Genomic DNA, 15,221 nt, shown 5'->3' with positions numbered 1-15,221 from the left:
TTTCTTTTCTTTTCTTTTCTCTTCGTGTCCTTAGCGCCTTCGCGGTTCGTTAAAATTAATAAAACTGACGCATGGGTAGCTAGAAACCCGGTTTCTACCTATATTTCTCGTTACCAAACCGATCTCTCGTAGAAACCGGGTTTCTGAGACGAGCGCGGTTCGTTCTTAAATCATTTCCCTGCAAGTAGACCAATCCCATCCCCATCCATACGACAAACCCTAATATTTTCCAAAATCCGCGCTCCCTGCTTTTCATAAAAAGCAATTCCCGGCGCATTCTTAGCATTAACAGTCCATTCAATCCGCCCGCAATTTGTGGACTCAGCAATTTGTGCCAAATGTTTCAACAAAGCTGTACCGACTCCCATACCGCGCATGGGAGCTTGCACAAATAAATCATCAAGCCACAGACAAGGCTGCGTCAACAAACTTGAATATGTAGCATAAAACATAGCAAATCCTACCGCAGTGCCTTCAATTTCTGCCAACAATACCCGCACTAGCGGAGGTTGACTAAATAAAGCTTGCTGCAATTGATCTGCGGTTGCTGCTAACAAAGTTTTCGCTCCATCGAACTCGCTTTTTTGCGCGATAAAAGTCAGAATTGTTTCCAAGTCAGCAAGTTCTGCTTCTCTAATTTTGACATCCAAATTAGCCATTGTTTGATTCTCAATCTCACCTAATAATCACTGTATTAAATGCCATGATTAATGTCCAATATTTTTTTAACTAACAACTTATACTTTTAAAGTATTAATGATTGGGGAGCTATGGAACTGCGACATTTACGTTACTTTATTGCCGTTGCAGAGGAACTGAATTTCACTCGCGCAGCGGAAAGATTGCACATGGCTCAACCTCCACTAAGTCAACAAATTCAGCAGTTGGAGACAGAGTTGGGCTTTCAACTTTTTCGCCGCACGAAGCGGACGGTGCAGCTAACCGCAGCGGGAGAGGTTTTTTTTGAGGAAGCGCGGAAAATTCTGCTACAAGTCGATCGCGCAATTCAACTCGGCAAACAAACAAGCCGCGGCGAACTCGGCCAACTGACTGTAGGCTTTGTGAGCTCGGCCGCGCACAATGTAGTTCCAGCTATTTTGCAGGCGTTTCGCACTCGATGTCCCGCCGTCAAACTCGAACTGCACGAACTCACCACTAACGAACAGTTGCAGCGGTTGCGGTTCGGGCAAATTGATATCGGCTTCGTGCGTCCTCCGATCGAGGAAGATGGCATAAATTCCGAAATCGTTTTCCGAGAACCTCTGATAGTGGCACTGCCAGAAACGCATCCTAAGGCCGATTCACGCGCTGTTGTGGCATTGCGCGAACTTTCTGCCGAACCTTTCATTTTATTTCCGCGTTCCCAGGCTCCGGGACTGTACGATGCGATCGTCAGTCTTTGTTTGCAAGCAGGTTTTAGCCCGATCGCGGGTCAAGAAGCAATTCAAATGCAGACAATTATCAGTTTGGTAGCAGCCTCCATGGGGGTGGCGATCGTTCCCGCATCGATGCAAAATTTCCAGCGCAAGGGCGTTGTTTACAAATCTTTGCCAGAATCAACCTGCATAGTGGCGATCGCCCTAATTTGGCGCAGTGAACCCACCCAGGCGGTGCAGCGGTTTTTGGAAGTCGCCAGACAAAGCGGGCGATTAGAGATTGACTGGTAATTTGACAAAGTTATCAAAACTCAAAGATTTTCTGTGCAACAACACCCGTAGAATAATTAATTGATGCTCAGACTTCGGGCAACCACCGCCGGAAAAGTCGGCGCGATCCGACCCGAACAACTCAAAGTATCCCCAGTCACATTAAGTACAAGAGAGCAAGGGATGGTATTTGCAGCAACAGAAATGGATTCGTCCCAACCGGAATCCGCTTTCGACTTATCTACTTACTTAGTCGAGCAAAAAAAGGCGATCGAGGTAGCTCTCGACAGTGCACTACCGGTCATCTACCCAGAGAAAATTTACGAAGCAATGCGCTACTCGCTGCTAGCGGGGGGCAAGCGCCTGCGTCCGATCCTGTGTCTGGCTAGCTGCGAACTGATTGGCGGCACTGCATCTATGGCAATTCCGACAGCTTGCGCTTTGGAAATGATCCATACAATGTCGCTAATTCACGACGATTTGCCGGCAATGGACAATGACGACTACCGCCGCGGCAAACTGACGAACCACAAAGTCTACGGCGAGGATATTGCTATTTTGGCTGGGGATGGTTTGTTGACGTATGCTTTTGAATTTATCGCTACTCAAACTCAGAACGTACCCCCCCAACAGGTGTTGCAGACGATCGCCCATTTGGCACGCGCATCCGGCGCTGCTGGACTTGTAGGCGGGCAGGTGGTTGACTTGGAATCGGAAGGATTGACAGATGTTTCTCTGGAAACTTTGAATTACATTCACGCTCATAAAACCGGTGCGCTGTTAGAGGCTTGCGTAGTTTGTGGGGGAATTTTGGCTGGGGCGTCTGATGCGGATTTGCAGCGGCTGTCTCGTTTTGCTAAGAATATTGGGCTGGCTTTCCAGATAATTGATGACATTCTGGATATTACTGCTACTCAAGAAGAATTGGGCAAAACTGCTGGCAAAGATGTTCAAGCCGGGAAAGTGACTTATCCTAGTTTGTGGGGAATTGAAGAGTCTCGGCGCCAAGCTTCGCAGCTTGTTGCTGATGCTAAGTCTCAACTAGCAGTGTTTGGGAGCAAAGCTCTACCGCTGCTAGGAATCGCCGATTTTATTACCAGCCGCAGTAACTAGAAATACTAAAGAATATGCAGGAAATTTGCAGCGGCATCTTAAACAATCATGTACTGATAGTTGCTTTGATCGCTTGTCTGTCGGCTCAAATCATTAAATTGCCGATCGAATTAATCAAAAATCGCAAGTTTAATCTGCGGTATTTGGTAACAACGGGGGGAATGCCGAGTTCTCATTCGGCTTTTGTGGGCGCTTTGGCTGCGGGAGTCGGACAAACGATGGGATGGGAAAGTCCGGAGTTTGCGATCGCAGCGATCTTTGCGATTATTGTCATGTACGATGCTGCTGGAGTCCGCCAAGCTGCGGGAAAGCAAGCTCGCATTCTCAACCAAATTATTGACGAGTTTTTTGAGGAAGACCACAACTTTAACGAAGCTCGCCTCAAGGAGTTGCTGGGACACACTCCTTTTCAAGTGATTGTCGGTTTGGGGCTGGGAATTGCTATTTCTTGGCTCGCAGGGCCTGCATATTAGTCATTAGTTAACTGTTAACTTAAGGACTAATGACTAATGACTAATGACTAATGACTAATGACTAATGACCGAATTCTGCTTGCAGCACGTCGTCGTTGTCATCGGCTATGGTGGCGACAATAGTAATCACCCGCGACATTTCGCCGATCGAGATTTCGGCCATTGTCCGAGTCGATACTACCGCAACTTGGTTGTCAACAATCGCAAAATGAGATTCTAAAGTAGACAGCCAATTCATTTCTAGAAGTTTCCGCATTAATTCAGCTTCATTCTTGGCCGGCAACGGCAGCACAAAAGCCCAAACAGTCAAAGTGTCATTTTCGGTTTCGCCCGTGAGCTGCACGAACACTTCGACGCTGCCATACTTAAATTTCCAAAGATGCCCGCCAGCTTCATTTTGACCGACCATCACTTTTTGGTCTACAGCCATGCTGGCGATTACAGTTTCAATTTCTTGTGCATAGCTGACTGCTGTGGCTTTTTCGACCTGCTCGGAGGCGATCGCGCTTTCACTCAAGAGGCTTTCTGTGGAAACTGTTTGTGGGTTCGGCTCGCTATTAGTCATGGTTCTGATTAGACGGACACTGTTCCACTAATCAGTGTACTTCCTACAGGTTGAGATTGTAGATTTAAAATCTGGGATTTGTCCAAAATCTCAACTCTACAATCCCGGGCAAACTCCTCGCTGAGAACCAGTAGAACCAGGGAGGCTCTGCCTCCGGATCTACGTTACCAGGCAGAGCCTGGTAACAAGTAGAATCCCATTACTGGTTCCCAGGCTCTGCCTGGTAACTCATGTCCAGAGGCAGAGCCTCGTTAGTGCTTAAACCTTAGACTTAGCTGGGGCCTGCTTCTTCTCAATAGTTTTCATGCCGTTGAGGAACATCGGCACAAATTTCTCTACAAATGCCTGCGGGTCGCGGTTCCAGGCGCGTTGAGCTACATCGACTCTGGTCATTTGCAGGTCGGGGGCGAGCAGAGTTGCCGGCAAGCGTTCCATCAAATATTGCGGGCGTTCCCACATCGGCATCGTGTTGGCGATGTCTACCAAGCGGGTGACGCGACGCAGTTCTGCCCCCAGCATGATATCCATTCCCGACTCAAATGCTGCTTGTTCGATCGCCACATACTTGCGTTTTGCCTGTTCCACCTTCTGGCGGTGTGCGGGGCTCTTAGCAGCAATTGCGCCCAGCCAGCGATTCCCCCAGCGGACGTGACCAGCTTCTTCGGGAAAAATCTTTTCGATGGTTTCGCGGATTTTGACGTTTTCGTCGGTTTGGGGAGCCTGTTTCAGGGCGTGGATGTGGGCTGAGAAATACTCGCATCCCCGCTTTTCGGTGACGTTAATCGCCGCTAGGGAAGAAATTACAAAATCTTCGCGGTCTTTGGTAGGGTCTTTTTGATCGCTGTCGAGCAATCTTTCAAATTCGTCAATATAGGAAACTCCCGGCGGTGTCCCCACATTTTGACCGATGTCTACCAGCAAGTCGGTGAGCCACATAGCGTGTCGCGCTTCGTCGGAGATATGCCGGGAAAGGTCGCGCACGAGTTCGGGCGGTTCACCGTCAAGCCGTTCGATCAAGTCGGTGAGGTCTTTGCAACTGCGCTGTTCGCTGTAGCGGTAGCGGTTGAGGGTGATCAGGTGGATTTCGCGATCGCGCACTACTTGATCTAAAATTTGGCGTGCTCCCATTGCGTTGCGGAGCTTCCGAGGATAGGCAACTGTCATGGTTTTATGTTGTTTTGTAAAGATAGCTATATAAGTGTAACGTAGTTTTTGGGACAACTAATTACCTCCGAAGGCAGAAAGTTGTTGGGTAACAGGGAGATTAGACTTGAATTGCCTAAATTCTTCATTAATACAGAAACCGCAGATGTCAGGCAGATCAACGCAGATCAACGCAGATAATTTCCAGAGAATTTGGGAATGAGTGTCAGAGGTCTATTAAATTTTATACAAACAATTTTTGTCCTCGCAAATCGCGATCGACTAAAATAGTTTTGAGTTGCCAGTAACGCAACCGCTGTGTTCAGTTCCCAAAGCAATTTTACGCACTCAAAACTTTTCAGGTTCCGTCGAGTCTGAAGCCTCAATACTAGCAGGCTCTTGTTGAAATTTTCGGGCCTCTTCTACTTCCAATCTAGCCAGAGTTGTCGCCACATCGGCTAACTGCAAAGCCAGATTCATCCGACAAACCGGGTTTTTTTCCCTCCAGAGGTCTTTTGCCAAGAAATGTACTCGATAGCGAAACATTTTAATTGAATTTGGCGGAGTAACTTTTACTGTCATAGTCTTTCTTCGGTTGAAGTTTGAATGCGGAGCAGCACTCGTTCTAGCTCCAGGTAAACAAATGTCAGCATGATGACCCGATCTTCATCGGTGATTGTAACATTACAGCTTGCCGATCGGGGTTCGACGCTTTCATGCCTGACAACTACAGTATATTTGCCCTGCTTCAGTTCATCAAAATTCACATCTGCCTCAAATAGATCAACTTTCTCCTCAGCTATTATCCGTCCCTCCCGACTCAGTAAAGTGACAAATGCAATGCCCTCAACTGAAGTCATGGCGACGTTAGTCTGATTGCGAATCATCACAAAAATATCGGACATCGTTTGGTCATTGGTAATTGCTAATTGCTACTTTATACTGAGAGCAGCACTTAACAAACACAGAAGTATGAAAACTGTGCATTATTTCCAGCCTTTGCTAATTTTGACGGCTTTTGCAGCGGTTCTCGGTTTGGGAAAAACTGGGGCGCTAGCTGCTGTCTCGAATACCTCTGAGACTGAGCCTTCTTTGCAGCTTCACGGCGTGCGGGTTGCTCAAAGGGAATATCGCAATTTAAGTAACTCGAAAGGTAAATTAAAAGAAGGCAGTGCCATCTCTGTCGATCCAGATGAAGTTAGGGGCATACCAAAAGCTGACGCGCGGCGGCGTTTCATCCTCAATAAAATATATCGAGTTCAAGAAGGCACTACCGCTGACGATTTGTTTATTGTTGATGAGAAAGCAAATAAATGGGCTGTAGAGGATGTCTCTGAGGCTACAATGGGCCCTACTACTAACAGCGTTGCCCAGATAGTGTCGGGTAACGGGAGAGTCTGGGCGCTGATCCAGAAGTTCTAAACTCGAAAAAAAACGCCGCTTTTAAGGGCGGCGTTCTTATTAATTAAAAATTAAAAATGGGAATTATGCCATTTTTAATTCTTAATTTTCTAACAGTCGTAGTAGAGAGCAAACTCGTAGGGGTGAGGACGCAGCCGCATCGGGTTGACTTCATTGTCAAGTTTGTAGGAAATCCAGGTTTGGATGAAGTCTTCGGTAAATACGCCGGTTTCTGTTAAGAAACTGTGGTCTTTTTCCAAAGCTTCTAAAGCGCCTTCCAAGGAACCGGGAGTCGAAGGAATTTTGCTCAATTCTTCCGGGGAAAGGTCGTAGATATCCACGTCCAAAGGTTCGCCCGGATCGATTTGATTCTTGATGCCGTCTATGCCGGCGCACAGCATGGCTGCAAAGGCTAAATAAGGGTTGGATGTGGCATCGGGACAGCGGAATTCTAACCGCTTGGCTTTGGGGTTGGTTCCTGACAACGGAATTCGCACTGATGCCGATCGATTTCCTTGAGAATAAGCTAAGTTTACAGGTGCTTCAAAGCCCGGAACTAAACGCTTGTAGGAATTGGTCGTCGGGTTGGTGAGTGCCAAAAGTGCCGGGGCGTGCTTGAGAATGCCGCCGATGTAATGCAGTCCCATTTGACTGAAACCAGCATATTGATCGCCTGCGAATAACGGTTGGCCGTCTTTCCAAATCGACTGGTGAACGTGCATCCCGGAACCGTTGTCGTTAAACAGCGGTTTGGGCATGAAGGTGATGGTTTTGCCGTATTTTTTGCCGACGTTTTTGATGACGTATTTGTATGTCATCAAGTAGTCGGCGGCTTGGACTAATGTGGCAAAGCGGAAACCGAGTTCGCATTGACCGCCGGTGGCGACTTCGTGGTGGTGCTTTTCGATTGGTACGCCACACTTGGCCATTGTTAGCAGCATTTCCGTTCTCATGTCTTGAGAGGTATCGGTTGGTGCTACTGGGAAATAACCTTCTTTGTAACGTGGTTTGTAGCCAAGGTTGCCGCCTGGTTCTTCTTTGCCGGAATTCCAGCGACCTTCGATCGAGTCTACGTAATAGTAGCCGGAATTTTGGGTTTGGTCGAAGCGAACGTCGTCAAAAATGAAGAATTCTGCTTCTGGGCCAAAGAATGCTGTATCGCCGAGTCCGGTGGTATTTAAGTAGTCTATGGCTTTTTGGGCGATCGTGCGGGGACAGCGGCTGTATGGTTCGCCGGTGCGGGGCTCTTTGATGCTACAGATGAAGCTGATGGTGGGTTCTGCCATGAACGGATCGATCCACGCGGTGGTAGGATCGATGACCATTGTCATGTCTGATTCGTTGATGGCTTTCCAGCCCCGAATGCTGGAACCGTCGAAGGGTACGCCTTCTGTGAATGCGGTTTCGTCGATTTGGTCGTGGTACAGGGAAAGGTGTTGCCAGATCCCCGGCATATCGATGAATTTTAGGTCAATGATCTGGATCTTATTTTCTTTTATGTAGTTTAAGGCTTCTTGGGGTGTCTGGAACATGACTTACTCCTGATGTTTGTTGTGTCTTGGCGATCCTCTTAGAGGGCTTCGCTAACGGCAGATTTTAGACTGTTTGGGCGATCGTAGGCTGTCAGTAACCACAGCTTTGTAGCAAAATATACAATACTTTGCTAGTGAACCCAGCGCTGTCAGACAGTTCGTGATTGTTGCCTTGTCTATGTTTCGGCTGTTGATACCAGGCAAACTGCTGAACTTTACGGTCGTTTGTCGGGGAGGGACTACCCTCTGTGCAAATCCTATCTCAAATCTTAATCAAAGGCCGATTTGTAGTAGTCTACAATAGGCGGTCTATCTCAGATAGAAAAGTATTGATAAAGATTTTTGGGAGAGAAACTTATGCGCGATGCAGTGACGAGCTTGATTGAAAATTATGATGTTGCTGGTAGGTATTTAGACCGAGATGGTATCGATCGGTTGAGATCTTATTTTGCAACGGGCACGGCACGGGTACAAGCAGCAGCAGCAATTAACAGCAATGCTGCTGCAATTGTCAAGCAAGCTGGTATTCAGCTATTTGCTGAACAGCCGGAACTGATCCGCCCTGGTGGAAATGCTTACACGACTCGCCGTTACGCGGCTTGTCTGCGGGATATGGATTATTACTTGCGCTATGCTACTTACGCTCTGGTGGCTGGAAGTACGGATGTGCTGGACGAGCGCGTGCTGCAAGGTTTGCGGGAAACTTACAATTCTCTGGGCGTTCCCATTGGCCCGACGGTGATGGGGATCAGCATTATGAAGGAGATGGTTAAGGCTCAAGTTGAAGCTGCTGGTTTGTCTGTTGGGTCTTTTTTGGAGCAGCCTTTTGATTACATGATTCGCGAATTGAGCGAACAAGATATTTAAGTCAATCAAGCTGGTTCTTTTAGCAGCAAATAGCATTTGTGGCTTGCACGTAGCAGGCTCTCGATCGCTTTTTATGGCATCACAGCCTCTAAGCGATCTTTTTTATGGCTTAAAAATCGCCAACACATCCCCAGACGAGGCATTTGTCGAGGGGATTTTTGGTTTGGCGGCGATCGATTTGCTCGGTGGTTGTTGCTTCTACTTCGCCGTTGGGGTAAACAATGTGAATCAGCTTACCGCTGACAAAGGCTAAGGGATGTTCTTGACAAATGCCCGGATTTCTGATCGGAAAGTTAGTTGTTTTCATGCTCGATCGCCCTGATGGTATTTGTAGTGATTTTACCTGCATCTACATCATCTGCTAATCGCCAAAATTTTTGTGTGATTCTACGAATGTTAATCTGTGATCAAACTACACACCCAAAGCGATCTCAGTCACATAATAGACGAGCAATTGCCTCAGTCCTTTTAATCAAATTTTCGGACGGGCGGGACGCCCATCCCACAAGAAAAAAAAATTGTGGGCGGGACGCCCATCCCACAAGAAAAAAAAATTGTGGGCGGGACGCCCATCCCACAAGAAAAAAAAATTGTGGGATGGGCGTCCCGCCCGTCCTATGTATTTTTGCAATTAAAGTCTAATGTAAGACCAGTTTCACAAAAAAATCTAACTGTAGCCAAGATTTAAACCCTTATGTCATCAATCATTCTCAATGGAAAATCGAAAATCGAAAATCGAAAATGGCATAAGTGGTAATCTGGTACTGTCCTAAACCCGATCCGTACAGATTAAAAACCTTGGCTAAACAACGAATAGACACTTTATTGGTAGACCTAGATTTGTGCACTTCCCGACAGCAAGCTCAGGCCTTGATTCGGACTGGGAAAGTATCGATCGACCAGCAGGTAATTGACAAACCGGGGACTGAGGTTGACATTGCATCAAACATTCAGATTAAAGAGCGATCGCGCTACGTTTCCAGAGGCGGGCACAAATTAGCCAAAGCTTTAGAAGTTTTTGCGATTCCCGTTGCAGGCAGAATTTGTCTCGACGGCGGCATTTCCACAGGCGGTTTTACCGACTGTCTGCTGCAAGCCGATGCAGCCCTAGTCTACGGCGTAGATGTGGGCTATGGTCAAGCAGATTGGCGCTTACGCAACGATCCGAGGGTAATTTTGAAAGAACGCACCAATTTGCGGTACATGACGGCTACGGAGCTTTATGGGGAGTCTCCGCGAGCAGATTTGGCGGTAGTAGATGTGTCGTTTATTTCCCTGGATAAGGTTTTACCGGCGCTGTGGGAATTGTTGGCACCGCCGCGAGAAGCGGTATTGTTGGTAAAGCCGCAGTTTGAGGTAGGGCGCGAGAGAGTCGGCAAAAAAGGCGTAGTGCGAGACTCAGCAACTCAAGCTGATGCGATTTTTCAAGTGTGGAAGGCAGCTACAGCTTTAGGATGGCAGGAACGGGGCTTAACGTGGTCGCCTTTACTTGGCCCGGCTGGTAATATCGAGTATCTTTTATGGTTGGGGATCGATCGCGAACCGGAACCAGACGAAAGTGCGATCCTCTTCGAGGGCTGCGCTAACGAAGATGGTGTTGTGAAGGAACGGATCTCAGAAGTCGCCAAAGCGGCCGCGCGGGAACTTGTCAATCGATTGTAGATTGTAGATTTTAGATTGACTTCAAAATGTCAAACTAATAAATTTTAAAAGTCAAATTGGGAGTTCCAGATTGATATAAAATTTCAAGTTATTTTGTCAATCAGACTCCTAAACTTTCACTTAGTGAATAATTCCATGCAGTCATTAAAACAAGTCGGTTCGATTTTCCTGTACATCCTAGGTGGCATCGGGTATCTGGCGATTGCAGCTACTATTGTAGGCGTTTCAATTCTGATCAAGTTCGCAGCTCTGCTACTGGCAGACAAAGCATTATATACAATTCTGATTATCGGCGATTTGCTGAGGGGCATCGAAATTATTGAACTGTTAAATATATTAGTATTTGCTTTTATCGGCATGGGATTCGGTGTGGCTACAAAACTTTTGATTCCTCAATACGGTCGCCAAATTAGTGCAGCTTTGTTGATACCTATAGTGCCGTTAGTTTTTATGAGTACGCCAGCCATCAGATACAATTATTGGCTGCAAAAAGTAGGAGAATCGGATCGCTTATCGCCGCAGGAAACTGCAACATTAACTAACTCATTTTTGAATCGAAAGGTAGGAGTGCAGGGTTTTCTAGGTTATTACGTATATACCGGTCAGTTCCCGGTGATTCCGACAAAACAATCTGAGATGAAAGACCTCGATAGCTTTGAAAAAAAAGTTAATTCCAAATTTGTGCAGTTAACAGGTATTGCTCCGACGATTGTTTCTTGGTCGATGCGGGTTTGTTTTTGGCTGATTAGACTATTTTACTTTTGTATAGCGGTAATTGCGACAATCGTTCATTTTAGGGAAGGTGTGAGAATCGCCGGACGGTAAGAATATAAAATAAGACTCGGCGGTTGAAACCAGGACTATACAAACGAAGTCTGCCTCGGCAGACTGAAGATAAGACTCGGCGGTTTCAACCGCCGAGTCTTCTGCAATCTTTAGGACTGAGTAATCAGTTGACCAATTTTTATTAAGACTTGAAGCACTGTATAAAGTTCATTGATTAGAGGAACAGGTGAAAATATTCTTGATAAGTCATATTGAGGTGGATTCTGAAAGTCTAGCTTGACGAATACAATTTCACTGCCATTTGTCATCGCAGCAAAACTCGGTCTATCCTGACGGGGATTGGCTGTCATGTAGAAGAGTGTTTGGGGAAGTGCAGACATTACTGAAATCGTGGTGCGCTTTGACTCTAAGAGTGTCACCCAAAACTGATTTTGCATCACTAAAACATCAATCCGTCCTTTGAGAGTTTCTATTTCTTCATCCTCCTCATCTAAAACAATTCTTACAGATTTTTCAGCAGTCATTTTAAAAGGTGGATCGTAAAAACCCGCTCGTTCCAATAGAGGCGAACCCATGATTAGGGTGACGGTTCCTTCTGTAAGACTTCCATCATTTAGATGATAAAGATATCGGCGCCGAATCAAATTGAGAGCGACTTTATCTGCTTCTGTAATTTCGGGTAAATCTTCATGCCATTCGGGGAAAAATCCCTCGGATTCAGTTCGAGTAATATTGAATCGAGATTCAACATCTGCTAAAGTTGCAATAATTTCAGTAATGGCTGTTGTTTGTGTCATATTTTGAATTCTTGCTGCAAGCGATCGATAATTGTATTACGCTCTATGGTGGCGAGAATCTCTTGAATGACGGTATTTTGTCCCAGGGGGCCCCAAGTGCAGCCTTTTTCTAAATAAACTTGGGCGGCGCGACCGACAGCGTAGGTTCCGTAAGCTGCTAAACTAGCTTGAGTGACAGCAACTCCGGCAAAAGTTGAAAAGCCGATTTGGGGAGCCACAGCCGCCGCACTTTTGCCGAATCCCAAGAGAAAACTGCTACCCAATTCTCCCAAAAGTACGCCACCAGCACTGGAGAAAATAGTTTGCCAAAGTTTCCCGGCTTCGTAACCAGTCATCGGTAAACCGTAAAGTCTGGATAAGGAGCGAATTAAGGCTAAATCGGCGACTGTTGCTCCCATTACATCGAGGAAAGCAACGGGATTTAAGCCCACCGCCAAAGCTTTATATTTTGCAAATTGCCAAATTAAATCGTCGGCTTCTGTTTGTCGCAATTTGAGAACTTGACGGGCAATATTTGCTTCGGCATCTCTAGCTTCTACTAAAGCATTGAGTGCGAGGAGCGATCGCCCTTCTCTGTTAAGAATTGTCAAAATCTTGTGTTTTAGTTGGTCTATCTGCGCGGGCGGCGACTCCCATTCGTGAGTGACACTTCCATCTGACCATTCTACGCGCACTTGCACTGGTGCGGGTTCGGCGGCTACCATGACGATTTCTAGGGATTTGGCAGTTTTAGCGGGTGATTTTGGTGTAGATTGGTCGGATGAGTTGTTTTGGCGATCGCCCAAATCTTCGCTATCTGTTGCATCTGCTAACTGTTCGGAATTTCCCAGGGCTTGCAAACTTTGATAAATAGCTTTTCTGTCTAATTCTGGATACAGGTCAATTTTATTAAAAACTAAAATCAGCGGTTTTTGAGCTGCTTGCAATTCGCACAAAGCTTGATATTCAGTGCGCGTGATATCCCCAGCAACCACAAACAGAATTAAGTCAGATTGGCGAGTTACTTGTTTCGCCATGTCGCCGCGCACTTCGCCGCCAACTTCATCAATTCCGGGAGTATCAATTAATTCTACTTGGATTTTTTCTGTACCTTCGGCGGTGGGAATAGAAGGAATTGTCCAGCGCACGGAACGCGGCCACTTAGTGACGCCGTTGAGGGGGCCTGTTTGCAGGACTTTTTGACCTAACAGCGCGTTTAATACGGCTGATTTGCCGCGGCTGACCATGCCGAAAGCCGCAATCCGAATCACATTGCGATCGAGTTTTTCTGAGGTGGAAGTTAAGATATCTAATTGATATTGCAGCGCCGCTTCTAATTCTGTGTTGTTCGAGTTTTTTGTGCCTTGGCGCAGGTGGGAATAGCGCGCGAGGGCTTCGCGCAAACTGGCGCGGGCTAGGGACAAGCGATTTTCTTGGAGGGAATTGTCAGCCATTGGCGATCGGCTTTTTTAAGCAATGTAATTGAGCGTCGAATTCTAACATTCTATTTCTTATTTTAATACAAATTTTCCGAAATTTATAGTTTTTAGTTTGTATTTGACAAAAAAATATTGAACAGGCAAGATGCCTGTTCCACAATAAACAAAAAATATTGAACAGGCAAGATGCCTGTTCCACAATAAACAAAAAATTCTTGTGGAACAGGCATCTTGCCTGTTGCGGGTATCTTGCCTGTTGCTTTATTTTAACTTAATTAACCCCCGAATTAACAGCCTGCGGCCCGGATGTTTGAGGCGAAAGGCGACTCGCGACTTCGTTGACGAAAGATTGCAAGAAGGAAACTTGCTGATTTTGCATAAATACTGCTTGCAAAGTTTTCGTCAATTGGTCGATATTGAAAATGCCTTGGGCAGAATTTTCTATTTCTTGACTTTGGAAATGTTCAATCAAACTCAGTCCCGCTATTCTGGTAAAATAGGCTGCACTAATTCCCTGCACCGCGCCTCCGGCTGCATAGGTGACGGCATTGCTTTTCAGCAGTCCAGTAATAGTTTGAGTAGACAGTTCTACTAATCCCAGTTTGAACATTTGGCTTGCCAAAGTTGCCGCTACTGTCTTAGCTTGGTCTAAGGAAAATTTTTGCTGGTAGATAGCACCGAGGTCGATTACGAGTTGGGTGCTGATGGCGGTTGTTGCTAGCAAGTCTAAGGCGGGAACTGGGTTAGCAAACACGGCGGCAGCGGCGATGTACTGATATTGTTCGATAATGGGAATCGATCGATCGCGCCTGACGCCATTTAATAAAGTTTTTGCCTCTAATTTTATACTTGCAGCCTCACGCACAGCACTTGCCCAGACCAACTGTTGCCGTTCTTGAGTTAAAATTTGAGTGAATCTTGCTGTCAGCGGTTCGAGTTGAGAAACTTGATTTTCGATGCGTTCTTGAACAGTGCCGTCGGCTTGGTGCTGGCGTACTTTAATCGAATTCGGGGAAGCTGCGATCGCAATTATATCTTCTGCCCCCAATATTCCCTGCATTCTTTGGTGCAACTGCTGCAAAACTTGCGACTGCTGCGCTGGTAAATATTGGTCTAGTTTGTTCCAGACTAGCAGTACGCGCTGAAGAGCGGACGCTAGCTGAGATAATGTTTTAAATTCGGAATCAGTGATATCGCCCGCTGTGACAAACAGCACTAAATCACCGCCGATTTTAGCATCGGCATTTGTATTGCTAAACAGCGGTGCTGTTTCTGAGAAAATCAGCTTTGACGGCTGTTGAGATGCCCAATTAGAATTTAAAACTTGAATTAAGGCAGTTTTACCGACAGCTTTGCCGCCAGTTACGGTAATCCGCAAGTCTTGTCTGTCTAATTCGGCTCTGAGCCGATCGAGCTTTGCTGTTAGATGAGCCGGATCTGCGGAGTTTTGAGCTTCCAAGGCCAGCAAATTAATTGCTGCTTCCGAAGTCGCGATCGCTTTTTCGGCTGCTTCCCTGTTGGCCAGGGGTTGCGGGAGTGCGAGTTCGAGTGTGGGGGATTGTTGGCGCCACCACCAATACCCCGCACCGGCAGCCGCCAAGCCGATGAGTGCCGTTTCGCTCATTTCTGAGCCCGAATGCTGTAGAGTTTCCAACAGCCACAGCGCTGCTGAAAGCCCTATTCCGCCTATCAAAATCGGTCGCCGCGAGTTAAGTGTCATTTTTCCCTTCCTGTGGGTATTGTCGCCAAGCTTAACCTTACCCGGCTTGGTCTCTCTCCCTATATTCCATCGTACCTCTGCGACATCACAACTGGCAG

At 46.6% G+C, this 15,221-nt stretch carries 17 protein-coding genes; 7 read left to right on the top strand and 10 right to left on the bottom strand.

From position 1 onward, the window contains the following. Positions 1 to 170: 170 nt before the first annotated feature. Complete coding sequence (locus QUB68_RS12895) at positions 171 to 659, bottom strand: GNAT family N-acetyltransferase (RefSeq protein ID WP_332992859.1); 489 nt, start codon at positions 657 to 659, stop codon at positions 171 to 173. Positions 660 to 770: 111 nt separating this feature from the next. On the opposite strand from QUB68_RS12895, the gene QUB68_RS12890 reads away from it, so the two are divergent. The 3 genes from QUB68_RS12890 to QUB68_RS12880 all read left to right on the top strand — a co-directional run bounded on the left by QUB68_RS12890 (position 771) and on the right by QUB68_RS12880 (position 3,232). Continuing rightward, on the top strand, positions 771 to 1,667 hold the full coding sequence (locus QUB68_RS12890; protein WP_332992857.1) for a LysR family transcriptional regulator: 897 nt from the start codon (positions 771 to 773) through the stop codon (positions 1,665 to 1,667). A gap of 162 nt (positions 1,668 to 1,829) precedes the next feature. Then, positions 1,830 to 2,759 (top strand): geranylgeranyl diphosphate synthase CrtE, encoded by a 930-nt coding sequence (gene crtE, locus QUB68_RS12885; RefSeq protein ID WP_332993385.1) that lies wholly within the window; start codon positions 1,830 to 1,832, stop codon positions 2,757 to 2,759. A 14-nt stretch (positions 2,760 to 2,773) separates the two neighbouring features. Further along, positions 2,774 to 3,232: a divergent PAP2 family protein gene (locus tag QUB68_RS12880; RefSeq protein ID WP_332992855.1), complete on the top strand. Its 459-nt coding sequence runs from the start codon at positions 2,774 to 2,776 to the stop codon at positions 3,230 to 3,232. Positions 3,233 to 3,293: 61 nt separating this feature from the next. Here the strand turns inward: QUB68_RS12880 and QUB68_RS12875 are convergent, their stop codons facing one another. The 4 genes from QUB68_RS12875 to QUB68_RS12860 all read right to left on the bottom strand — a co-directional run bounded on the left by QUB68_RS12875 (position 3,294) and on the right by QUB68_RS12860 (position 5,845). Next, complete coding sequence (locus QUB68_RS12875; protein ID WP_332992853.1) at positions 3,294 to 3,797, bottom strand: YbjN domain-containing protein; 504 nt, start codon at positions 3,795 to 3,797, stop codon at positions 3,294 to 3,296. A gap of 258 nt (positions 3,798 to 4,055) precedes the next feature. Continuing rightward, positions 4,056 to 4,961 carry a ferritin-like domain-containing protein gene (locus QUB68_RS12870; RefSeq protein WP_332992851.1) on the bottom strand — a complete coding sequence of 302 codons (906 nt, stop codon included), beginning with the start codon at positions 4,959 to 4,961 and terminating at the stop codon, positions 4,056 to 4,058. A 327-nt stretch (positions 4,962 to 5,288) separates the two neighbouring features. Beyond that, positions 5,289 to 5,522, bottom strand: coding sequence for a hypothetical protein (locus QUB68_RS12865; RefSeq protein ID WP_332992849.1), 234 nt, complete (start codon positions 5,520 to 5,522; stop codon positions 5,289 to 5,291). Then, positions 5,519 to 5,845 (bottom strand): hypothetical protein, encoded by a 327-nt coding sequence (locus QUB68_RS12860; RefSeq protein ID WP_332992847.1) that lies wholly within the window; start codon positions 5,843 to 5,845, stop codon positions 5,519 to 5,521. Before QUB68_RS12860 ends, QUB68_RS12865 begins: the two co-directional genes overlap by 4 nt. Before the next feature lie 67 nt (positions 5,846 to 5,912). Here QUB68_RS12860 and QUB68_RS12855 point away from each other — a divergent pair, with 67 nt between their 5' ends. After that, positions 5,913 to 6,362: a hypothetical protein gene (locus QUB68_RS12855; protein ID WP_332992845.1), complete on the top strand. Its 450-nt coding sequence runs from the start codon at positions 5,913 to 5,915 to the stop codon at positions 6,360 to 6,362. Between the two features lie 89 nt (positions 6,363 to 6,451). Here QUB68_RS12855 and glnA read toward each other — a convergent pair whose 3' ends face one another. Beyond that, on the bottom strand, positions 6,452 to 7,873 hold the full coding sequence (gene glnA / locus QUB68_RS12850) for a type I glutamate--ammonia ligase (protein WP_332992843.1): 1,422 nt from the start codon (positions 7,871 to 7,873) through the stop codon (positions 6,452 to 6,454). A gap of 357 nt (positions 7,874 to 8,230) precedes the next feature. Between glnA and apcB the strand changes: the two genes are divergently transcribed. Then, complete coding sequence (gene apcB, locus QUB68_RS12845) at positions 8,231 to 8,740, top strand: allophycocyanin subunit beta (RefSeq protein ID WP_332992841.1); 510 nt, start codon at positions 8,231 to 8,233, stop codon at positions 8,738 to 8,740. A 109-nt stretch (positions 8,741 to 8,849) separates the two neighbouring features. Here the strand turns inward: apcB and QUB68_RS12840 are convergent, their stop codons facing one another. Next, positions 8,850 to 9,089: a hypothetical protein gene (locus QUB68_RS12840; protein ID WP_332992839.1), complete on the bottom strand. Its 240-nt coding sequence runs from the start codon at positions 9,087 to 9,089 to the stop codon at positions 8,850 to 8,852. 449 nt (positions 9,090 to 9,538) lie between these two features. Here QUB68_RS12840 and QUB68_RS12835 point away from each other — a divergent pair, with 449 nt between their 5' ends. Further along, positions 9,539 to 10,402, top strand: a complete 864-nt coding sequence (locus QUB68_RS12835; protein WP_332992837.1) for a TlyA family RNA methyltransferase — start codon at positions 9,539 to 9,541, stop codon at positions 10,400 to 10,402. Between the two features lie 135 nt (positions 10,403 to 10,537). After that, positions 10,538 to 11,227 carry a hypothetical protein gene (locus tag QUB68_RS12830; protein WP_332992835.1) on the top strand — a complete coding sequence of 230 codons (690 nt, stop codon included), beginning with the start codon at positions 10,538 to 10,540 and terminating at the stop codon, positions 11,225 to 11,227. Positions 11,228 to 11,337: 110 nt separating this feature from the next. Here QUB68_RS12830 and QUB68_RS12825 read toward each other — a convergent pair whose 3' ends face one another. The 3 genes from QUB68_RS12825 to QUB68_RS12815 all read right to left on the bottom strand — a co-directional run bounded on the left by QUB68_RS12825 (position 11,338) and on the right by QUB68_RS12815 (position 15,123). Next, positions 11,338 to 11,985 carry a type I restriction endonuclease subunit R gene (locus QUB68_RS12825; protein WP_332992833.1) on the bottom strand — a complete coding sequence of 216 codons (648 nt, stop codon included), beginning with the start codon at positions 11,983 to 11,985 and terminating at the stop codon, positions 11,338 to 11,340. Beyond that, positions 11,982 to 13,418, bottom strand: a complete 1,437-nt coding sequence (locus QUB68_RS12820; protein ID WP_332992831.1) for a GTP-binding protein — start codon at positions 13,416 to 13,418, stop codon at positions 11,982 to 11,984. Before QUB68_RS12820 ends, QUB68_RS12825 begins: the two co-directional genes overlap by 4 nt. A 256-nt stretch (positions 13,419 to 13,674) precedes the next feature. Beyond that, the gene (locus QUB68_RS12815; protein ID WP_332992829.1) at positions 13,675 to 15,123 is read right to left on the bottom strand and encodes a YcjF family protein; all 1,449 of its coding nucleotides are present in this window, start codon (positions 15,121 to 15,123) and stop codon (positions 13,675 to 13,677) included. Between the last annotated feature and the right edge of the window lie 98 nt (positions 15,124 to 15,221).

The sequence above is a fragment of the Microcoleus sp. A006_D1 genome (assembly GCF_036702805.1).
GTDB lineage: Bacteria > Cyanobacteriota > Cyanobacteriia > Cyanobacteriales > Microcoleaceae > Microcoleus.
This window is presented reverse-complemented; position numbering and strand designations above follow the sequence as displayed.